This is a genomic window from Synechococcus sp. RSCCF101, from assembly GCF_008807075.1.
Taxonomy (GTDB): domain Bacteria; phylum Cyanobacteriota; class Cyanobacteriia; order PCC-6307; family Cyanobiaceae; genus RSCCF101.
The window spans coordinates 1,579,221-1,599,854 of record NZ_CP035632.1; the positions used below are offsets into that span (position 1 = coordinate 1,579,221).

Annotated in this window: 23 protein-coding genes, 1 tRNA gene and 1 pseudogene; 23 read left to right on the top strand and 2 right to left on the bottom strand. The window is 66.4% G+C overall.

Annotated features, from left to right (window positions below; genetic code table 11):
* Position 1 precedes the first annotated feature (1 nt).
* The 22 genes from EVJ50_RS07670 to EVJ50_RS07775 all read left to right on the top strand — a co-directional run bounded on the left by EVJ50_RS07670 (position 2) and on the right by EVJ50_RS07775 (position 16,830).
* Positions 2 to 766 (top strand): HAD family hydrolase, encoded by a 765-nt coding sequence (locus EVJ50_RS07670; RefSeq protein WP_150883259.1) that lies wholly within the window; start codon positions 2 to 4, stop codon positions 764 to 766.
* 24 nt (positions 767 to 790) lie between these two features.
* Positions 791 to 2,062: a methionine adenosyltransferase gene (metK, locus tag EVJ50_RS07675; protein ID WP_150883260.1), complete on the top strand. Its 1,272-nt coding sequence runs from the start codon at positions 791 to 793 to the stop codon at positions 2,060 to 2,062.
* The gene (locus tag EVJ50_RS07680) at positions 2,059 to 3,342 is read left to right on the top strand and encodes an FGGY-family carbohydrate kinase (protein WP_150883261.1); all 1,284 of its coding nucleotides are present in this window, start codon (positions 2,059 to 2,061) and stop codon (positions 3,340 to 3,342) included. The genes metK and EVJ50_RS07680 overlap by 4 nt, the downstream gene beginning before the upstream one ends.
* A 164-nt stretch (positions 3,343 to 3,506) precedes the next feature.
* Positions 3,507 to 3,773, top strand: a complete 267-nt coding sequence (locus EVJ50_RS07685; protein WP_150883262.1) for a DUF2470 domain-containing protein — start codon at positions 3,507 to 3,509, stop codon at positions 3,771 to 3,773.
* A gap of 57 nt (positions 3,774 to 3,830) precedes the next feature.
* A complete protein-coding gene (locus EVJ50_RS07690) occupies positions 3,831 to 4,556 on the top strand; it encodes a ComF family protein (protein ID WP_150883263.1) in 726 nt (241 codons plus the stop codon).
* A tRNA-Phe gene (locus EVJ50_RS07695) sits at positions 4,547 to 4,619 on the top strand. The genes EVJ50_RS07690 and EVJ50_RS07695 overlap by 10 nt, the downstream gene beginning before the upstream one ends.
* 23 nt (positions 4,620 to 4,642) lie before the next feature.
* Complete coding sequence (locus tag EVJ50_RS07700; RefSeq protein WP_150883265.1) at positions 4,643 to 4,882, top strand: hypothetical protein; 240 nt, start codon at positions 4,643 to 4,645, stop codon at positions 4,880 to 4,882.
* A gap of 48 nt (positions 4,883 to 4,930) precedes the next feature.
* Entirely contained in the window at positions 4,931 to 5,545 is a 615-nt protein-coding gene (locus EVJ50_RS07705) for a chromophore lyase CpcT/CpeT (protein ID WP_150883267.1), read from the top strand.
* Positions 5,546 to 5,673: 128 nt separating this feature from the next.
* Positions 5,674 to 6,471 (top strand): phycobilisome rod-core linker polypeptide, encoded by a 798-nt coding sequence (locus tag EVJ50_RS07710; protein ID WP_150883269.1) that lies wholly within the window; start codon positions 5,674 to 5,676, stop codon positions 6,469 to 6,471.
* Positions 6,472 to 6,856: 385 nt separating this feature from the next.
* Positions 6,857 to 7,702, top strand: coding sequence for a phycobilisome rod-core linker polypeptide (locus EVJ50_RS07715; protein ID WP_150883271.1), 846 nt, complete (start codon positions 6,857 to 6,859; stop codon positions 7,700 to 7,702).
* A gap of 66 nt (positions 7,703 to 7,768) precedes the next feature.
* Entirely contained in the window at positions 7,769 to 8,029 is a 261-nt protein-coding gene (locus tag EVJ50_RS07720; RefSeq protein ID WP_150883273.1) for a phycobilisome linker polypeptide, read from the top strand.
* Between the two features lie 369 nt (positions 8,030 to 8,398).
* The gene (locus EVJ50_RS07725) at positions 8,399 to 8,917 is read left to right on the top strand and encodes a phycocyanin subunit beta (RefSeq protein WP_150883275.1); all 519 of its coding nucleotides are present in this window, start codon (positions 8,399 to 8,401) and stop codon (positions 8,915 to 8,917) included.
* A 69-nt stretch (positions 8,918 to 8,986) separates the two neighbouring features.
* A complete protein-coding gene (cpcA, locus tag EVJ50_RS07730) occupies positions 8,987 to 9,475 on the top strand; it encodes a phycocyanin subunit alpha (RefSeq protein WP_150883277.1) in 489 nt (162 codons plus the stop codon).
* A gap of 276 nt (positions 9,476 to 9,751) precedes the next feature.
* Positions 9,752 to 10,603 carry a phycobilisome rod-core linker polypeptide gene (locus tag EVJ50_RS07735; protein ID WP_150883279.1) on the top strand — a complete coding sequence of 284 codons (852 nt, stop codon included), beginning with the start codon at positions 9,752 to 9,754 and terminating at the stop codon, positions 10,601 to 10,603.
* 268 nt (positions 10,604 to 10,871) lie between these two features.
* Positions 10,872 to 11,390, top strand: a complete 519-nt coding sequence (locus tag EVJ50_RS07740) for a phycocyanin subunit beta (RefSeq protein WP_150883275.1) — start codon at positions 10,872 to 10,874, stop codon at positions 11,388 to 11,390.
* Between the two features lie 69 nt (positions 11,391 to 11,459).
* Positions 11,460 to 11,948, top strand: coding sequence for a phycocyanin subunit alpha (gene cpcA / locus EVJ50_RS07745; RefSeq protein WP_150883277.1), 489 nt, complete (start codon positions 11,460 to 11,462; stop codon positions 11,946 to 11,948).
* Positions 11,949 to 12,380: 432 nt separating this feature from the next.
* Positions 12,381 to 13,238 carry a phycobilisome rod-core linker polypeptide gene (locus EVJ50_RS07750; protein ID WP_150883281.1) on the top strand — a complete coding sequence of 286 codons (858 nt, stop codon included), beginning with the start codon at positions 12,381 to 12,383 and terminating at the stop codon, positions 13,236 to 13,238.
* A 369-nt stretch (positions 13,239 to 13,607) separates the two neighbouring features.
* The gene (locus EVJ50_RS07755) at positions 13,608 to 14,126 is read left to right on the top strand and encodes a phycocyanin subunit beta (protein ID WP_150883275.1); all 519 of its coding nucleotides are present in this window, start codon (positions 13,608 to 13,610) and stop codon (positions 14,124 to 14,126) included.
* 69 nt (positions 14,127 to 14,195) lie between these two features.
* Positions 14,196 to 14,684 (top strand): phycocyanin subunit alpha, encoded by a 489-nt coding sequence (cpcA, locus tag EVJ50_RS07760; RefSeq protein WP_150883277.1) that lies wholly within the window; start codon positions 14,196 to 14,198, stop codon positions 14,682 to 14,684.
* Between the two features lie 120 nt (positions 14,685 to 14,804).
* Positions 14,805 to 15,605 (top strand): HEAT repeat domain-containing protein, encoded by an 801-nt coding sequence (locus EVJ50_RS07765; RefSeq protein WP_225322852.1) that lies wholly within the window; start codon positions 14,805 to 14,807, stop codon positions 15,603 to 15,605.
* Between the two features lie 69 nt (positions 15,606 to 15,674).
* Positions 15,675 to 16,352, top strand: a complete 678-nt coding sequence (locus EVJ50_RS07770) for a HEAT repeat domain-containing protein (RefSeq protein ID WP_150883285.1) — start codon at positions 15,675 to 15,677, stop codon at positions 16,350 to 16,352.
* A 4-nt stretch (positions 16,353 to 16,356) separates the two neighbouring features.
* Entirely contained in the window at positions 16,357 to 16,830 is a 474-nt protein-coding gene (locus tag EVJ50_RS07775; protein ID WP_150883287.1) for a low molecular weight protein-tyrosine-phosphatase, read from the top strand.
* Here the strand turns inward: EVJ50_RS07775 and panC are convergent.
* Positions 16,803 to 18,482 (bottom strand): pantoate--beta-alanine ligase, encoded by a 1,680-nt coding sequence (gene panC / locus EVJ50_RS07780; RefSeq protein WP_225322853.1) that lies wholly within the window; start codon positions 18,480 to 18,482, stop codon positions 16,803 to 16,805. The genes EVJ50_RS07775 and panC overlap by 28 nt on opposite strands.
* Positions 18,479 to 19,126: a septal ring lytic transglycosylase RlpA family protein gene (locus EVJ50_RS07785; RefSeq protein WP_370455637.1), complete on the bottom strand. Its 648-nt coding sequence runs from the start codon at positions 19,124 to 19,126 to the stop codon at positions 18,479 to 18,481. The genes panC and EVJ50_RS07785 overlap by 4 nt, the downstream gene beginning before the upstream one ends.
* 426 nt (positions 19,127 to 19,552) lie before the next feature.
* Here EVJ50_RS07785 and purM point away from each other — a divergent pair.
* Positions 19,553 to 20,583 (top strand): annotated as a pseudogene (gene purM / locus EVJ50_RS07790) (phosphoribosylformylglycinamidine cyclo-ligase).
* Positions 20,584 to 20,634 lie beyond the last annotated feature (51 nt).

A 20,634-nucleotide genomic window follows, 5' to 3' on the forward strand; every position in this document is an offset into this window, starting at 1 on the left:
CATGGCCTGGCTGAGCCTCAGGGGTGATCGGCTGCTTGAGGTGGATGCCGTTCTCTTCGACAAGGACGGCACCCTCTCGATCAGCCAGCCCCATCTCCTCGCCCTCGGCCACTGTCGGCTCAGGGCCTGCGCCTCCCTCCTGCCTGACGAACCGGCCAAAGCCGTCGAGCCCCTCCTCAGACAGGTGTACGGGCTCGGGCACGCGGCCGTGGAACCGGCCGGCGTGCTGGCCGTGGCCAGCCGGCACGACAATCTGATCGCCACCGCGTCGACCCTGCGCCATCTGGGCCTCTCCTGGCCGGACGCTCTGGCCGTGGCGGAGCAGGCCTTCGATGCCTGCGACGCGGACCGGCCGGGCCGGGACCATGGCGAGAGCGCCCTGAGTGATGGAGCCGGCGAGCTGATTCAGGCGCTTCAGACCAGCGGGGTGCGCTGCGCCGTGATCAGCAATGACAGCGCCGACGGCATCCGGCGCTTCCTTGCGCACCACCATCTCCTCGAGCGGATCGACGCCATCTGGAGCGCCGACGACCGCCCGCGCAAGCCCGACCCGGCCGCCGTGGCCGAACTCTGCCGCCGCATCGGCTGCCGCCCGGAGCGTTGCGCCCTGATCGGCGATGCGGACAGCGACTTCACGATGGCGCGCGGGGCCGGCGTGCCGCTCACCCTGGCCTATCTCTCCGCCTGGAGCGAACCGCCGACCCTCGCCAGGGCGCACGAAAGCCTGCACCACTGGCAGGAGATCAGCGTTGCGCCTGGCGCATAAAGTCACTCAACTTTTGCAGCGGGCATGAGTCGCCACGTCTTCACCTCGGAATCGGTCACCGAGGGCCATCCCGACAAGATCTGTGATCAGGTGAGCGACGCGGTTCTCGATGCCCTGCTGCGGGAGGACCCCGCCAGCCGGGTCGCCTGCGAGACGGTGGTCAACACCGGCCTCTGCCTGATCACCGGCGAAGTGACCACCAAGGCCAGGGTCGACTTCAACACGCTCGTGCGCGGCGTCATCGAGGACATCGGCTACAGCAGTGCCCGGGCCGGCGGTTTCGACGCCCACAGCTGCGCCGTTCTGGTGGCCCTCGATCAGCAGTCGCCCGACATCGCCATGGGGGTGGATGAGGCGGATGACCATCGCGGCGATCCGCTCGATCGGATCGGGGCCGGCGATCAGGGAATCATGTTCGGCTACGCCTGCGATGAAACGCCCGAGCTGATGCCCCTGCCCATCAGCCTGGCCCATCGACTGGCGCGTCGCCTGGCCCTGGTGCGCCACGACGGCACCCTCCCTTACCTGCTGCCGGACGGCAAGACCCAGGTCAGCGTCGTCTATGAGAACGACCAACCGGTGGCGATCGACACGATTCTCGTGTCGACCCAGCACCTCGCCGAGATCGAGGGTCTCACCTCGGACAGCGACCTGCGCGCCCGCATCAGCCGCGATCTCTGGACCCATGTGGTGGAGCCCGCCACGGCGGATCTGAGCCTCAGGCCGGACCGGGACCGCACCCGCTTCCTGGTCAACCCCACCGGCAAGTTCGTGGTCGGCGGACCGCAGGGGGATGCGGGCCTCACCGGGCGCAAGATCATCGTGGACACCTACGGCGGCTATGCCCGCCACGGTGGGGGAGCCTTCTCGGGCAAGGACCCCACCAAGGTGGATCGCTCCGCCGCCTATGCGGCCCGATACGTGGCCAAGGCCCTCGTGGCGGCGGGTCTTGCCCATCGGGTCGAGGTGCAGCTGAGCTATGCGATCGGAGTGGCCAGGCCCGTGTCGATCCTGGTGGAGAGCTTCGGCAGCAGCGAGCTGAGCAATGAAGCCCTCACCGCCCTGGTTCAGGAGCACTTCGACCTGCGGCCGGGCGCGATCATCGAGAACCTGCGGCTGAGGGATCTGCCGCGCGAGCGGGGCGGCCGCTTCTACCGCGACACCGCGGCCTACGGCCATTTCGGCCGGCCCGACCTGGATCTGCCCTGGGAGAACGTGACGGCCATCGCCGATACGCTGCGCCATGCGCGTGCGAACAGCGACAGCACCGCCACCGCGTCCGGCGCCATGGGGTGAGCACCGCACTTGGCATCGACCTGGGCAGCAGCGGTCTTCGGGCCGCTCTTCTCAACGCTGACGGCCAGCAGGTGTGGAGCGGGGCTCTGCCATACCCGGGCCCATTCGATCAGTCGGACTCCTGGCTCACGGGCACCCGGGCCCTGCTGGCAGCGATGCCGATCGCGTTGCGCCGGTCCATCGCTGCGGTGGCTGTCGACGGCACCTCCGGCACTCTGCTGCTCTGCGACCGGAACGGCCGGCCCCTGGGTGACGCCCTGCCGTACCACCACCGCAGCCCGGAGCAGGAGACGCGCCTGCGGCAGCTGGTCGCAGAGGACGAGGGGCCGGCCGGGTCCACCTCGGGGAGCCTGGCCAGGGCCCTGGCCCTGCTGGACGGAAGCGGCGCGACACCGGCTGGGCCCGCACCGCTGCTGCGGCATCAGGCCGACTGGCTGATGGGCTGGCTGCTGGGCTGCTGGCGCTGGGGCGAGGAGGGCAACAACCTGCGGCTGGGCTGGCGGATTGCTGAGGGGAGCTGGCTGGAGGCCCTCACATCGCGGCCCTGGGCGGAAGCCCTGCCCGAGGTGGTGAGCAGCGGCACCATTCTCGGCACGGTCGGGGTGCAGGCCCGGGCCGATCTCGGACTGGAGCCGGGCTGCCTCGTGGTGGCCGGCACCACCGATGCCAATGCCGCCGTGCTGGCCGCAGACCTGCGCGAGGGGGACGGCATCACGGTGCTCGGCACCACCATCGCTCTGAAGTGCCGGGTGGAGAAGCCCGTGCAGGGGGCCGGCATCACCATGCATCGCCTGGGGGGACACTGGCTGGCGGGAGGAGCCTCCAACGCCGGCTGCGGGGTGCTCGACCGGGAGCTGCCCGGGCTGGATCTGACGGAACTCAGCCGCCAGCTGGACTGGCGTCGCCCCACGGGGCTGGATCTTCTGCCCCTGCCCGGCCGGGGGGAGCGCTTCCCGGACGACGATCCCCACCTGGAGCCGAGGCTGAACCCGCGGCCGGTGAGCGACGCCCTCTATCTGCAGGCCCTGCTGGAGGGGCTGACCAGGATCGAGGCCAGGGGCTGGCAGCGCCTGAAGGCCCTGGGAGCCCCGCCTCTGCGGCGGGTGATCACCCTGGGCGGAGGGGCCAGAAACCCGCAGTGGCGCGCCATGCGGCAGCATCATCTGGGTGTGCCGGTGCTCAGCCGGCCCGACCTGCTGCCGGCCGCCGGCGTGGCCCGCCTGGCCCTGGCCGCCCTGACCGGCCAGAGCTCCGTTCCGCTCTTCTCCAGTTCCCGATGAACCTGCGACCGCGCGATCTGCTGGCCGGGGCCCTGTTTGTGGTCCTGGCCGCCTACGTGAGCTTCAGCGGTCTGCGGCTGGGCTGGATCCTGTGGCAGCGTTTCCAGGCCGGCTGAAGCCGAGCCGCTCAGCCCCCCCGCCCGATCCCAATCCACCCGACCGCCATGGCCGCCGATCCCCTGACCCCTGAGGTGAGTGACCGCATCTGCCGGCACATGAACCAGGACCACGGCGAAGCCGTGCTCAGCTACGCCCGGCATTACGGAGGTGCGACGGCGGCCAGTCAGGCCACGCTCGAGCGCATCGAACCCGAGGCGATGCAACTGGCCGTGGATGGCCAGCCCATGACCATCCGCTTCGACCACCGCCTCAGCGACAGCGAGGACGCCCACCGCACCCTGGTGGCCATGCTGCGGGCCCTGCCGGGCTGAGAGCGGTTCAGGCCGGCGCTGCCGGGGAACCCTTGCTGCGACTCCGGAGCGAACGAAATGTGGCGGGACCTGCTGGCCCAGTTCCGAAGCCTGGTGCTGCAGCCCACCTGCAGCGTGTGCCAGGTGCCCCTGCAGCCCGGGGAGGGTGAGGCCGAACCCTGCGGTCGCTGCCGCCAGCGGCTGACACTTCCGGCGAAGGGCCTGCGCGGACGGCTGCGGCCCGAGCCCCGGCTGCCCTGGATCTGTGCCGGCCCGTACGACGGCGCACTCCGCCAGCTGCTGCTGGCGCAACGCCGGAAGCCCGATGAACGGGTGCTCAGGGTGCTCGTTGCCGGGGTGAGCGATGCCGCAGGAATGCGTTTCGGCGACCCGGATGCCGGTCCGCTCCGGCTGCAGCCGATCCCCAGCTGGAAACGACGGGGCAATCCCCTGCCGGACCTGATCGCCCGGGCCCTGCCGGGAGAGCCGGTGGATCTGCTGGAGCGAAGCCGCGCCACCCTGGGGCAGCACCATCTCGACCGGGCGATGCGGGAGCGCAACCAGGCGCACTCCTTCCGTCTCAGGCAGCCCGGCCCCTCACGATGCAGCGCCGGCCCGCCCCTGGTGCTGGTGGACGACATCCTCACCACGGGGCACACCGTGGCGGCTGCCGCCCGCTGCCTGCAGGGAGCCGGCTTGACCGTGGCCGGAGTCCTCTGCCTGGCCCGCACACCGGAGCCTGGACGGGGGGCAGGGGGCTCTGGTCTAAGGTGTGAAAGCCGAAATGGCGACAGGCCGGGATAGCTCAGTTGGTAGAGCAGGCGACTGAAAATCGCCGTGTCCCCAGTTCAAATCTGGGTCCTGGCATCTTTTGGGAGAGGCCCCAGGCGTTGCCTTTCATATCAGCCAGCGAACAGTCGGGCCGGCAGTTCAACAATGCCGACAGCTTCGCCATGGCTTTCGATGAAGCCTGGCGGAGCCGCCCGTCGCTCAGCTCAGGAGACCAGGATGAACGTGATCAGAGACTTGAAGAGATCCTCTCGTCGCTGACGGAGCATCCCTTCGTTCAGGCCTCGCCGGAGCTGGCCCGCGACGTGGCGCTGTTCCGCATGCGCTTGCTCGACTTCTGAACAGCAGGCCGCCGCCGCCTCTGCAGGCCGGATCACCACCCTCCCCTGATGACGCAACCGATCACCCGACTGACTCGACTGCTGTGCGGACGCTTCAGCAATCAGCAGCAGGCGTTCGACAACCCCCCCCTCTACGCCCACATCCTGGTGCAGGTCCGCCCGCTGCCCCAGCTGGCGCCGGGCTCCCTGCTGCTGGAGCAGTCCTACGCCCTGGATCCGAGCAAGCCCTACCGAATCCGGGTGCTGCGGGTGGTGAGCGACGAGGCTGGCCTCAGGATCCTCAACCATGGACTGCGGGATGAGGAACGCTTCTGGGGCAGCATTGATGATGCCGAGCGTCGCGATGCGATCACCTCCGACGACCTGCGCTACCTCGAGGGGTGCGCCTATCTCGTCCGGGAGAATGGCAGCGGCTTCGTCGGCGAGGTGGAGCCCGGATGCGGCTGTCTGGTGGAGCGGAAGGGGGCCATCACCTACCTGGTGAGCCGGTTCGAGATCGACGGCTCGCGGATGCTGACGATCGACCGGGGGCACAGCCCGACCACCCACGAGCAGCTGTGGGGATCCAAGGCCGGTCCGTTCGAATTCGACCGGACCGATGATCTCAGCGGAGAGGTGCCGGAGAGCTGGACCCAGACCTGGGAGCGCAGCGGGGTCGCCTGACTCCGAGGGGCAAAGGTCACCCCTCGTTGCGGCTGGTGAAGCTACGTGGAGTGTTTTTTACAGACGACTGCAACAGCCGGCCACACCCCGTACGGTCTGCTGCATTCTCTCGCTCCCCCCTCTCAGACATGGCGCTCCCGGTTCTCGAAACACCCTTTGTGAGTCAGAACGCCAGGGTGCACACCTTCACCGCCGGAGGCGATGAAGCACCACGCGTCAGTGAGGCCGGCCTGCAGGGAGGCCCCTCGGTGATGCGCGGCGTGAGCGTTGAGGAACAGATCAACCAGGCCTATTACCAGCTGTTTTTTCACACCTTCCAGGTTGACCGCGAACCGGTGCTCGAGTCGCAGCTTCGCGATGGACGCATCACCGTGAAGGAATTCGTGCGTGGCCTGTTGCTCTCGAGCCGCTTCCGCGATGGCTTCTATGGCTGCAACAGCAACTATCGGGTGGCGGACCATCTCGTCGGCCGAGTCCTTGGCCGGCAGCCTCACGGTGATCAGGAGCGGATCGCCCTCTCCATCCTGCTGGCCAACGGCGGTCTGGAGGGCCTGGTGGATCATCTGCTCGAATCGGAGGAATACGAGCAGGCCTTCGGCGAACACACCGTGCCCTTCCAGCGCAACCGCGTGCTGGCGGGCCGCGCCACGGGAGATCGTCCCACCAACCAGCGCCTGCCTCGCTACGACGCCTACTGGCGCGACATGTCGGCCCAGCGGGCTCCGGCGGGTGCCCCAGGCGGTGGCTGGGGCGCCGGCTGGGGTGCGGCGCCGGCGCCGACCGGGCCGGTCTCGGCCGCCTGGCAGGGTGGCCAGCCCCCTCGCATCGCGCTCCAGATCTGGCTGCTGCTCGGAGCTCTCGGAGCGATCGAACTGGTGCGTGTCCTGGCGACCACGGCCGGGGCGATGCTCAGCACCGGCTCCTGAGTCGCAGCAGGCCTGAACAGAGCCGAACGGCCAGGGCCCTCCGGGTTGTCATGACAGGCGTGCGCCGTCTTGACGACCCGGAGGGTTCTCCATGTCCGGGTGCCGATCCTGGACACGGCCAGGGCACGGACATCCGGTCCGGAGCAGTCTGTGACAGTGGATGTAACGATTTGGAGACTGGCGCCTTTGACTCAGCCGAGATCCATAGGATCGTGCTGCTCCCATCAGGGCTGGGTATTTCTTCTCCCTTGGCCCGTCACGCCACAGAGCACCACTGCACGATCGTCCACTCTCCGCGCTCTCGTCCGCCCGCTGAGATGGCATGGCGTCAGCGCCCTGGAACCGTGCAGAGCACAGCCCTTCCCCCAACAGGCACCACTGCCCCATGACTCTCGCGAACGCGTCGTATCTAGGCATTGAGCGATTTGCCTCCGACAGAAATCGTGAAAACTGGACCAACGGTTCCGAGCGTGACAAGTCAACGCTGATCCGGGCCGCCTACCAGCAGGTCTTCGGTTACCAGTACATCCTTGACAGCGATCGTCTCGACGGACCGGAATCACTGTTCCGCCGTGGCTATCTGAGCGTGCGGGAACTGGTGCGTCAACTGGCCAAGAGCGGCCTCTACCGCCAGCGTTTCTTCGAGAACACCAACCCCTATCGCTTCATCGAGCTCAACCACAAGCATCTGCTGGGTCGCGCTCCCCAGAACAAAGCGGAGATGCTGCGCCACTTCACCATCCTGCAGGACGAGGGCTTCGACGCCGAGATCGACTCCTACATCGACAGCGAGGAGTACCAGAACCGCTTCGGCGAAGAAGTGGTGCCCTACCTGCACGGCTGGAACTACTCGGTTGGCCAGCAGGGCCTGCAGTTCTCCTACATGCTTCAGCTCACCCGGGGCGTCTCGGCCTCTGTGAAGGGCGACATCTGCAAGAACCAGTCCAGGCTGAATCCCTCGGTTCACAGCGAGAGCCCGGTGCCGGTGGTCAGCCCCGATGCCAAGGGCGCCGTCTTCCGGAAGGTGATGAAGGATGGCATCACGCGTCAGGGCGTTGGATCGGGCGAGGAAGGCCGCACCTTCAGGGTGGAGATCTCAGGCTTCAACAACTACAGGCTGCACAAGCGCAGCAACCGCGTTCGCTTCATCCCCTTCAACAAGCTGCTGAAGTATCAACAGCAGATCCAACGGGAAGGCGGCAGGATCGCCAGCATCACACCGGTGAACTGAACGGTCGTCCGACGTTCTGATCACGTCCATCCAATCGCCACTGTCAACCAACGCCCCCATGCCGTCATGAAGGTCTCCGCAGGCAATCGCTCCACCACAGACACCGGAGACCGTCAGGTCTCCCTCCTGGTGACCGGCATCGCCAACAACGACTATCTGCGCAGCGCGGATACCACACTCAAGGTGTCGTATTCGCGCATGAACGAGACCATGCGCATGGTGCAGCGCATGGGAGGGCGGATCACGGCAGTCACCGTCTGCGGTGGTGACCTCGGACATCCCCAGACGGAGCACGAGTCCCACAAGGCTGAATCGTCAGACGATTGAGTCAGCCTGGCCAGGTTGGTGGTCCGCTCGACGCAATCGAACGGACCACACGGCTCTGACCATGCATCAGCCATTTCGGCGTCGTCTCCTGAGTCCCTTCATCCCACGATGAAGGGACTTTTTCATGGGCTTCGGGACCAACGGAAGACAGGACAGTCAGCAAATGACCGTTTGTAACAACAGCCACAGACCGCCTGAGAGCTGATGAAAAATAGCTGGGTGCCATGAATGCCTCGCTTCGGACGTTCTGTCTGACAGTTCAGGTTCATCGGCTTGAGGAGCAGGACGTTCCAGAACCGTTCACACGGCTGAACCAGGCCTCACTCCTCACCAGACCCCTTCCGACGAGACCACCCGGAGTTTCTTTCAATGTTCGACGCCTTCACCAAGGTCGTTGCGCAGGCTGACGCCCGCGGCGAATTCATCAGCGCCGGTCAGATCGACGCGCTTGCCTCCATGGTTGCTGAAAGCAACAAGCGCATGGACACCGTCAATCGCATCACCTCCAACGCTTCCGCGATCGTCACCAGCGCTGCTCGCGAACTCTTCGCTCAGCAGCCCGCTCTGATCGCTCCCGGTGGTAACGCCTACACCCACCGTCGCATGGCTGCCTGCCTCCGCGACATGGAAATCATCCTCCGCTACGTCACCTACGCCATCTTCACCGGTGACGCCTCCGTCCTCGAAGATCGCTGCCTCAACGGTCTGCGTGAGACCTACCTCGCCCTCGGCGTTCCCGGCGCTTCCGTCGCCGAAGGCGTCCGCAAAATGAAGGATGCCGCCATCGGTATCGCCAACGACAGCAACGGCATCACCCCCGGTGACTGCTCCGCCATCATGTCTGAAGTCGGCACCTACTTCGACCGCGCTGCCGCCGCTGTCGCCTGAGCCTCTCGGCCTCGTCTGCTTCAACGTCTCCCCTGACGTTCACCCCTTATCAATCTCTCTTCCAACACGATGAAGACCCCTCTCACAGAAGCCGTCGCCGCTGCTGATTCTCAGGGCCGTTACCTCAGCAACACCGAAATCAACTCCGCTTTCGGTCGTTTTGAGCGCGCCAAGAATGCCCTCGAGGCTGCCAAGGCCCTCACCAGCAACGCCGATTCCCTGGTGAACGGTGCCGCTCAGGCCGTCTACAACAAGTTCCCCTACACCACCCAGATGCAGGGCCCGAACTACGCTGCTGATCAGCGTGGCAAGGAGAAGTGCGCTCGTGACATCGGTTACTACCTGCGCATGGTCACCTACTGCCTCGTTGCCGGTGGCACCGGACCCATGGATGAGTACCTCATCGCCGGTCTCGATGAAATCAACCGTGCCTTTGAGCTCTCCCCCTCCTGGTACGTTGAAGCCCTCAAGTACATCAAGGCCAACCACGGCATCAGCGGTGACCCCGGTGTGATCGCCAACAACTACATCGATTACGCCATCAACGCCCTCGTCTGAGCATCCCATCGGCCAGGTCATGTCCTCAACTCGAAGCAGATCCATCTGGCCGCAGGATGCTCCAGCCGGAGCCACCATCAGCCGGGGGCCTTTGGCCCCCTTTTTTGATGGGCCGGCTCAGAGTTGGACGGGCGACAGCTGCGCCGCACAACCGGAATGGAAGCCAGGCAAGTATGAGAAGGTGTAACAAAGACGACGCATGCGCAAGGTCACGATCAGGAAGTGCACATAAGCTCTGATCGGTTCTGATCAACCGGTCCTCACACCCCTTCACTCATGGCGCTCCTCAACGCTCCCTATCTCGGCATCGAGCGATTCTCAGCCAACCGGAACAATGAGAACTGGTCGGTCAGCTCGGCGCAGGATCGGGAAGCCGTGATCCAGGCCGTCTACCGCCAGGTGCTGGGATTCCAGTACGTGATGGACAGTGAGCGACTGACCGGCGCAGAGTCGCTGTTCCGCAATGGCTATCTCACCGTGCGGGAGTTCGTGCGCGCTGTGGCCAAGAGCGGCTTGTACAGGGAGCGGTTCTTCGAGAACTGCAACCCTTACCACTTCATTGAGCTCAACCACAAACACCTGCTGGGCCGGGCTCCGCAGAACAAGGCGGAGATGCTCAGGCACTTCACAATCCTGCAGGAGGAAGGCGTTGATGCTGAGATCGACTCCTACATCGACAGCAACGAATACCAGGAGCGCTTCGGCGAACAGGGCGTGCCCTACATCCATGGCTGGGGCTACTCCAGAGGTCAGGAAGGTCGCCAGTTCTCCTGGCTGATGCAACTCGCCCGCGGTTCAGCGGCGTCGGTCAAGGGTGACCTGGCCGGCACCAACTTCCGTCTGGGCAAGGCCCTGCATCAGGACCGTGCCGTGCCCGTGGTCAGCCCGAATGCCAAGGGGTCCGCATTCCAACCGGCTCAGGTGCCGAATGAGAGCATCACCACCATGGCTCAGGGCATTGGCCAGAAAGCACGGGTGTATCGACTCGAGATCACCGGACTGAACAACTACCGCCTCCACAAGCGCAGCAACACGGTGCGCTTCGTGACCTTCGACAAGATGCTCGAAACCCAGCGGATAATTCATCGCCAGGGTGGACGTGTCGCCAGCGTGACACCCGTCAGCTGAGCCAGGCGCCCACACAACCCGGAGCTGTGGATCGCACCGTTCCGAGGAACGGTGTTCAGGCCTCACGCCCGGCTTCGGCCGGGCTTTGCTCTGTCTGGCGGCAGGGATGCCTGCGTGGATGACCCTTTGTGAACACGGTCCCGGATTCCTCCCGCATTGCTTCAGGATATCTGCGCTGCCGAGATCCCCTTCGGGCTGCCGGCCGCTCACCTTTCCCACCGACTGTTCTTCGGAACAGTTCCAACGAAACCACCCGGAGTTTCTTTCAATGTTCGACGCCTTCACCAAGGTCGTTGCGCAGGCTGACGCCCGCGGCGAATTCATCAGCGCCGGTCAGATCGACGCGCTTGCCTCCATGGTTGCTGAAAGCAACAAGCGCATGGACACCGTCAATCGCATCACCTCCAACGCTTCCGCGATCGTCACCAGCGCTGCTCGCGAACTCTTCGCTCAGCAGCCCGCTCTGATCGCTCCCGGTGGTAACGCCTACACCCACCGTCGCATGGCTGCCTGCCTCCGCGACATGGAAATCATCCTCCGCTACGTCACCTACGCCATCTTCACCGGTGACGCCTCCGTCCTCGAAGATCGCTGCCTCAACGGTCTGCGTGAGACCTACCTCGCCCTCGGCGTTCCCGGCGCTTCCGTCGCCGAAGGCGTCCGCAAAATGAAGGATGCCGCCATCGGTATCGCCAACGACAGCAACGGCATCACCCCCGGTGACTGCTCCGCCATCATGTCTGAAGTCGGCACCTACTTCGACCGCGCTGCCGCCGCTGTCGCCTGAGCCTCTCGGCCTCGTCTGCTTCAACGTCTCCCCTGACGTTCACCCCTTATCAATCTCTCTTCCAACACGATGAAGACCCCTCTCACAGAAGCCGTCGCCGCTGCTGATTCTCAGGGCCGTTACCTCAGCAACACCGAAATCAACTCCGCTTTCGGTCGTTTTGAGCGCGCCAAGAATGCCCTCGAGGCTGCCAAGGCCCTCACCAGCAACGCCGATTCCCTGGTGAACGGTGCCGCTCAGGCCGTCTACAACAAGTTCCCCTACACCACCCAGATGCAGGGCCCGAACTACGCTGCTGATCAGCGTGGCAAGGAGAAGTGCGCTCGTGACATCGGTTACTACCTGCGCATGGTCACCTACTGCCTCGTTGCCGGTGGCACCGGACCCATGGATGAGTACCTCATCGCCGGTCTCGATGAAATCAACCGTGCCTTTGAGCTCTCCCCCTCCTGGTACGTTGAAGCCCTCAAGTACATCAAGGCCAACCACGGCATCAGCGGTGACCCCGGTGTGATCGCCAACAACTACATCGATTACGCCATCAACGCCCTCGTCTGAGCATCCCATCGGCCAGGTCATCTCCTCAACTCGAAGCAGATCCATCTGGCCGCAGGATGCTCCAGCCGGAGCCATCATCAGCCGGGGGCCTTTGGCCCCCTTTTTTAATGGGCCGGCTCAGGGCGATTCGAAGCGAACCGGCACGGTCGGGGCTTGAGTCGAGAACATAAAGTCTCTGTGAAGGTTCCCTGTGAGTAGATCAAAACACCACTACACTCCCCGAGTCGCTTCACGTTGATGCCACTGCGGCGTTGACGCTCACAGGCACTTGTCATCTGATCGGTCCGCTCATCGGGATCGATCAGAGAGATTGAGTCAAAGAAGCACTCCGCTGGACTCGCCAGGATCCGTCGTCTGCACGCCGACCAGCGCATGACGATGTCCGCCTGAACGAGTCAACTGGACGTCTCCTCCCATCACTTTCCGCACGCCATGGCTCTGCTTCAGGCCTCGTATCTCGGCATTGAACGGTTCGCGAACGATCGCGATCGTGAATCCTGGCAGGTCGCAGCAGAACAGGATCGTGAGACGATCATCCGTGCCGTCTATCGGCAGGTGCTGGGCCAGCAGTATCTGATGGAGAACGAGCGTCTCAGCGGAGCCGAGTCGCTGTTCCGCAACAACTACCTCACCGTCCGGGAGCTGGTTCGCACGGTCGCCAAGAGTGGCCTGTATCGGGAGCGCTTCTTCGAGAACTGCAATCCCTATCGCTTCATTGAGCTCAACCACAAGCACCTTCTCGGACGGGCTCCGCAGAACCGCGAAGAGATGCTGGCTCACTTCACCATCCTGCAGGAGCAGGGCGTTGACAGCGAGATCGATTCCTACATCGACAGCAGTGAGTACGTGGCCCGCTTCGGCGAAGATGGCGTGCCCTACATCCACGGCTGGGACTACACACCCGGGCATCAGGGCCGCCAGTTCTCCTGGCTGATGCAGCTCGCCCGCGGATCGGCCGCGTCGGTCAAGGGTGATGCCTCCGGCACCCAGTTCCGCCTGGGTGCGGCACTGCACCAGAACCGACCCGCCCCGGTGGTGAGCCCGAATGCCACCCCGCGACTTGGCGTGGCAGGCCTGCATCGCTCCAGCGAACTCAGAGGTCCCACCGGCAACCGTGATGCGGGCAGCTCGGGAGGACGCGTCGCCACGATCACCATCAGCGGTGTGGCGCGCAACAGCGTGGTGCGCAGCGCCGATTACGTGATCCGTGTGCCGGTGTCCCGCATGAATGAAGCGCTTCAGCGTGCCAACCGCCTGGGTGGCAAGGTGCGCGAAATCACCGTGCAGTGAGCCATCGTTTCTGACCACCGCAAAGGGAGGGATCCAGCCTCCCGGTGCCCGGCCATGCAGCCTTCCATCGGCTGCCTGGCCGGGCTTGTGTTATGGAGATCCGTCCTCTCAGCCCGGAGGATGTGGGCGCGAGTGCTGCGGTGCGTTGTGGCCTGAAGGCGGCAGAACCGCTCGGCCCGGCAGGCGCCGGGCGCCCACAAACGGATGGCTTCAACCGGGATGACCCTTTGTGAACACGGTCCCGGATTCCTCCCGCATTGCTTCAAGATATCTGCGCTGCCGAGATCCCCTTCGGGCTGCCGGCCGCTCACCTTTCCCACCGACTGTTCTTCGGAACAGTTCCAACGAAACCACCCGGAGTTTCTTTCAATGTTCGACGCCTTCACCAAGGTCGTTGCGCAGGCTGACGCCCGCGGCGAATTCATCAGCGCCGGTCAGATCGACGCGCTTGCCTCCATGGTTGCTGAAAGCAACAAGCGCATGGACACCGTCAATCGCATCACCTCCAACGCTTCCGCGATCGTCACCAGCGCTGCTCGCGAACTCTTCGCTCAGCAGCCCGCTCTGATCGCTCCCGGTGGTAACGCCTACACCCACCGTCGCATGGCTGCCTGCCTCCGCGACATGGAAATCATCCTCCGCTACGTCACCTACGCCATCTTCACCGGTGACGCCTCCGTCCTCGAAGATCGCTGCCTCAACGGTCTGCGTGAGACCTACCTCGCCCTCGGCGTTCCCGGCGCTTCCGTCGCCGAAGGCGTCCGCAAAATGAAGGATGCCGCCATCGGTATCGCCAACGACAGCAACGGCATCACCCCCGGTGACTGCTCCGCCATCATGTCTGAAGTCGGCACCTACTTCGACCGCGCTGCCGCCGCTGTCGCCTGAGCCTCTCGGCCTCGTCTGCTTCAACGTCTCCCCTGACGTTCACCCCTTATCAATCTCTCTTCCAACACGATGAAGACCCCTCTCACAGAAGCCGTCGCCGCTGCTGATTCTCAGGGCCGTTACCTCAGCAACACCGAAATCAACTCCGCTTTCGGTCGTTTTGAGCGCGCCAAGAATGCCCTCGAGGCTGCCAAGGCCCTCACCAGCAACGCCGATTCCCTGGTGAACGGTGCCGCTCAGGCCGTCTACAACAAGTTCCCCTACACCACCCAGATGCAGGGCCCGAACTACGCTGCTGATCAGCGTGGCAAGGAGAAGTGCGCTCGTGACATCGGTTACTACCTGCGCATGGTCACCTACTGCCTCGTTGCCGGTGGCACCGGACCCATGGATGAGTACCTCATCGCCGGTCTCGATGAAATCAACCGTGCCTTTGAGCTCTCCCCCTCCTGGTACGTTGAAGCCCTCAAGTACATCAAGGCCAACCACGGCATCAGCGGTGACCCCGGTGTGATCGCCAACAACTACATCGATTACGCCATCAACGCCCTCGTCTGAGCCCTCAGACCGCGATGATCAACGGGGGGCCAGGAGCCCCCCTTTTTTCATGACTCTGCAACCCATCCCATCGGACCCCGGTGCTCCGGGCCGGTGGGCACCGCAAGCAGGAGCGCAACCGTGAGTACCGGTGAACCGATCGATGAGCAGGAGGCCCTGGCACGCCTCCGCCAGACGGAGGACACCTCCGCTCAGTACTACGCCGCCTGGTGGGTCGGCCGCATGCGGAGCCGCCATCCGGAGGTGATTCCTCTTCTGATCCGTGCGCTGGCCCAGCGGCAGCCGCGCCAACCCGACAGCGGCGTCGAGGCCAATGCTGTGGCCCGCAACGCGGCCCGCAGCCTGGGCAAGCTCCGAGCCGCGCAGGCCGTGCCCGAACTGCTGCAGGTGTTGGAGGATCCCGATTACGGGCTGAGGGAAGCCGCCGCCCGCGCCCTCGGTGACATCGGTGACGCCCGCGCCCTGCCCGGCCTCTGCCGCCGGCTGGAAGGAGGCGTGACGGGAGCCGGCGCCCCGGCAGCCGGGACACCGTTTCTGCAGGAGCCCTGCGAAGCCCTGCTGGAGGCGCTGGGCGACATCGGCGTTGCCGATCAGGCTGTTCTCGATGCCGTGCAGCCGTTCGAGAAGCACGAGCGCCCGATCATCCGCAGCGCCGCATGGCGGGCATTGCTGATCCTCACCGGGGAGAGCCGCTGGGCCGGGAAGCTGCTGGAACTGCTCCAGGATGGCTCTCTGCAGGTGCGGCGAGCCGCCCTGATGGATCTCGGTGCCGTGGGCTGGCGAAACTCACTGGAGCCGATCCAGCGCACCCAGGCGGAGAACAGCCTCAAGCTGATCGCACTGCGTGGCCTCGCCGAACATCCCCGCGGAGAGGGGCCGGATCTGGAGCGTGTGCTGGAGGCGATGGATGCCCTGCTCTGACACCCGCTCTGTGCCAGAACGGTCCATGCCCAGCTCCAGCCGGCCGGCAGCGCCGCCGCACGGACACCCATGACAGTCACGCCAGCCAGGGTTCAGGCGGCCATCGCCGCGGTGAATGAGGCCTCAAGTGCACAGGCCCTGCTGATGGCCAGCCGTGCCCTCGCCGCCATGGGGGATCCCGCTGCCATCCCGACCCTGATCACGATCCTCGGGTTCAACAACCCCGGTGCCGCCGTGGCCGCTGTGGACGGCCTCGTGGCCATCGGCGAACCAGCCGTGCTGCCGCTGCTCGGCAATCTGGACGCCCGCAACTACGGAGCCCGGGCCTGGGCGATCCGGGCGCTGGCCGGCCTGCGGGACGTGCGAGGGCTGGAGGTGCTGGTGGACTCGCTGCTGACGGACGTGGGGCCGAGCGTCCGCAGGGCCGCCGCCTGCGGCCTGGGGGGTCTGCAGCTGCAGGCCGCTGGGACGACAGGCGAGTCGAAGGCGTTGACCCAGTGTGTGGCGGCTCTCTGTCAGGGCGCGGACGACGGGGAATGGGTGGTCCGCTACGCGTCCGTGGTGGGCCTAGAACGCCGCCTCAGCCAGCCTCCGTTCGGCGCCGATGCACAGCGCAGCGCACTGGCGGTGCTGCGCCGATGCAGCGACCCCGAGCTGGAAGAGGTGGCCGTGGTGCGGGAGCGGGCACGCCGGGCTCTGCAGCGGCTCGACGCCGCCACCACTCCAAGTCTCCTGCCCCCAGCCTGAACCGATGCGCCTCCTGTTCGTCTGCATGGGCAACATCTGCCGCTCCCCCGCGGCGGAGGGGATCATGCTGCAGCTCCTCGGCGAGCACGGTCTGCTGGAGCGCGTGACGGTGGATTCCGCAGGCACGGGCGGCTGGCACGCCGGACAGCCCGCTGACCGCCGCATGCAGGCCGCCGCCGAACGCCGCGGCGTGCACCTGCCCAGCCGGGCGCGCCAGGTGGTGCCCGAGGACCTGGACCGCTTCGATCGCATCCTCGCCATGGACAGCGACAACCTGGCCGCCCTCTCCGCGCTGCAGCGGCGGCACGGGGGCGGGGCGATCGTGGAGCCCATGCTCCGCTATTCAGGCCGGGGCGGCAGCCTCGATGTGCCCGACCCGTACTACGGGGGCGATCAGGGCTTCGAGCTGGTGCTCGATCTGCTTGAAGAGGCCTGCGAGGGCCTGCTGCATCAGGTGTTGCTCAGGGGCGACGACTGATCCTCGGCGGGCGGGGGCCAGGCCTCCTCCGGCACCCGCTGCCGCACCAGATCCACGAGCCGCTCGATCACCTCCTCCACCGTCAGGCCATCGGTGATCAGATCGAGCGCGTCATCCGCGCGCCGCAGCGGTGCCACCTCCCGCGAGCGATCCAGGTGGTCGCGCTCCTCGATCTGCTGCTCGAGCAGGGCCAGCTCCGGCACCTCGAATCCCCGCTCACGCAGATCCCCGGCCCGTCGTCGGGCCCGCTCCGCCACGGTGGCGGTGAGGAAGATCTTGACCTCCGCGTCCGGAAACACGGCCGTTCCGACATCACGACCTTCCGCCACCAGGCCACCGCGCTGCCCCATCCGCTGCTGCTGGGCCGTGAGCGCCTCGCGAACGCAGGCGTGGGCCGCGACATGGGACACGGCCGCCGTGACCTCGGGCGTGCGAATGGCGTCGGTGATCTCGTGACCGTTGAGCGTGACGCGCTGGGCGCCGCCGGCCTCGAGGCTGAGGCTGAGGTCGAGATCCCGCAGCAGCGGAGCGACCGCCGCGGCCGATGCGGCGTCCGCGCCCTGGCGCAGCACCCACCAGGTAAGCGCGCGGTACATGGCGCCGGTGTCCAGGTAGAGGAGTCCGAGGCGGGAGGCGAGAGCCCGGGTCACCGTGCTCTTGCCGGCTCCGGCGGGGCCGTCGATGGCGACGATCGGAGCTCGGGACATCAGCAGGAGGTGATCGATGAGGCGGGTGGGGCCGCAGTGCACGGCAGCGGCCAGCAGGGCCATGCCGGGCGTCGCCGGGGGAGCCGCGCGGGGGGAAGGCTCGGGCGAGTCTGGCCTGCCGGCGAGCGGAGGCAGCGCCTGCCGGTGGGAGACGAGGCTGTGGGCGTCCACGCAGTCGAGATACTCGACCCTGAGCCCGCCCGCCTCCAGCTCGCTCGTCAGGTCTCCCAGGACGCGGGCCAGAGCACCCGGATCACCGCTGCCGAGCGCCCCAGCGACCGCAGGCGCGGCACGGCGAAGGGAGCGGGGCAGGCCTGAGGCCAGCCGGCGCTCGGCAGCACTGAGGTAGCGGTTGCGGGAACTCAGGGCGAGGCCATCGACCTCGCGCACCGTGGCGCAGCTGCGCAGGCGCACCGGCAGGGCCAGATCGCCCACCACCCGGCGCAGCACCTGAAGCTGCTGCCAGTCCTTCTCACCGAAGACCATCAGATCGGGACGGATCAGGGCGATCAGGCGTGCCACGACGGTGGCCACCCCCTCGAAGTGACCGGGGCGATGGGCCCCGCAGAGACTGCGGCAGAGGGTTTCCGGCGGCAGGAGCCGGGTCAGGCTCCCTTCTCCGCCCGGGAACAGCTCGCCGGTCTCCGGAGCAAAGACGGCGTCGACCCCCGCCTCGCGGACACGCTCCAGATCCGCCTCCAGATCGCGCGGATAGCGATCGAAGTCCTCGCCGGGGGCGAACTGCAGCGGGTTGACGAAGATGGTGAGCAGCAGCGCGGCCGGCCGGCAAGGCGAGGCTTCCCTGGCCGCACGCACCAGGGCGAGGTGTCCCTCATGCAGCGCGCCCATGGTGGGCACCACGTGAACGGGCCGGCCGGCCTCAGCCTGGCGGCGGCGCCAGTGATGGAGGGCCTGGCGGCGGCGCAGAAGCGCCGGCTCGCTCACCGAAGCACTTCCAGCTTCACATCAGCGATCCCGCTGGAGATAAGGCCCAGTTCGGTGGCCGCACCGTGAGCGAGGTCGATCACGCGGGCTCCGGCGAACGGACCACGATCGTTGATGCGCACCACGGTCGAGCGACCGTTCCAGAGGTTGGTGACCCGCACGCGGGTTCCGAAGGGGAGGGTGCGATGGGCGGCGGTGACGGTGCCGGGGCGGAAGACCTCCCCACTCGCCGTGCGGTTGCCGTAGAAGCCGGGTCCATACCAGCTGGCCTCGCCGGTGATCACCTGAACCACGTCGCTGACGGGCTCGGGTTCGACTTCCGGTTCAGGCAACACGGCAGCCTCAGGCTCGACCGCCGGGTTCGCGGGTTCGGAGTCCACCGGCTCGGCCAGGGCTGCCGCAGGATCGCTGGGTTCAGCCACCTCGGCAGGTGGAGTCAGAACAGCACCTGTGGCTGAATCCGGCACGGTGACCTCGGAGTCAGGCGTGGCCGCCTCATCCACCAGCGGAACCGACTCGAGGAGAGTGGCCATCGTGGCCTGCATCGGCTGACCGTCCGCGAAGCCGTCGGCAACACCGGGAACGATGGGACCGGCAAGGAGAAGTCCGGCGCTGAGGCTGAGGAGGCGGTACGGAATCTGGATCATCTGGATGACGGTGTCTCTGCAATCGCGGGGCGTCTCCCCTGGACGCGACCCGAACCGGCGGGCGGGGGTAATCGCGACGAGGTGGCGATGTCCCTGGGGATGAAACGTTGCAAAAGGTATCGGTGGTGACCGAAGCCGTCACCCCCCTGTTCAGTGCAGGCCGGGGAGGGCGGGACGCCCGCCCGGAGCCCGGAGCGGGCCGCGCCACAGGGCGATGACACCAGTGCTGCTGGCGACTGAGGGGCACAGCCCGGCCCGGCACGCCGCGCGGAACCAGGCGATCCAGCATCAGCACAGGTGATCAGCGTGATCAGCGCCACTGATCAACAGGTGGACGATGCCTCGATCGCACCGCGCTTCCGCGGGGTGATCGGCTTAGCTGAGGCCCACGGCAACCCGTCCATCGCCCAGGAGCGCCCAGCCATGGATTACCGATCCGCCGGTGTCGACGTTGAGGCCGGCCGGCAGTTCGTCACCCGCATCCGCGACAGCGTCAACAGCACCCGCAGGCCCGAGGTGCTCGGCGAACTGGGCGGTTTCGGGGGGCTGATCCGCCTGCCCGGGGGGCTGCGGCGGCCTCTGCTGGTGGCCGGCACCGATGGTGTGGGCACCAAGCTGGAACTGGCTCAGGACCATGGCGGCCACCACGGCGTCGGCATCGATCTGGTGGCGATGTGCGCCAATGACGTGGTGACCAGCGGTGCCGCACCGCTGTTCTTCCTCGATTACATCGCCACCGGCCGGCTCACTCCGGCGGCCATGGCCGAAGTGGTGGAGGGCATCGCCGACGGCTGCCGCCAGTGCGGCTGTGCGCTGCTGGGGGGGAGACCGCGGAGATGCCCGGCTTCTATCCGGCCGGCCGCTACGACCTGGCGGGGTTCTGCGTGGCGGTTGTGGAGGAGGAGGACCGGGTGGACGGCAGCCGCATCCGGCCCGGCGACCGCATCCTGGCCGTGGCCAGCAGCGGTGTGCACAGCAACGGCTTCAGCCTGGTGCGGCGCATCCTGGAGGCCTGCCAGGCGGATCTCTCCTCCCCACTGACGGGCCAGGACACCAGCCTGATCAGCATGCTGCTGGAGCCCACCCAGCTCTACGTGAGTCTCGTGGCGGCACTGATGCAGAGCGTGTCCCTGCATGGGATGGCCCACATCACCGGCGGCGGACTGCCCGAAAATCTGCCGAGAGCCCTGCCGGACGGACTGCGGGCGCACATCGACACGGCGACCTGGAGACGACCGGCCCTGTTCGACTGGCTGCAGGACAGGGGCGCGGTCCCCGAAGCGGATCTCTGGAACACGTTCAACCTGGGTGTGGGCTTCTGCCTGGTGGTGCCGGCGACCGAGGCGGAGCGGGCTCTGAACGTGTGCACTCAGGAGGGACATCGCGCCTGGGACATGGGTGTGGTCGAGGAAGCCGCTGCTGGAGACGCCGTCATTACCGGCCTGCCGCTCTGAGGGGCCCCGCAGGGATCCCGAAGCATCCACCCGGGCATCCGCCCTACAGTC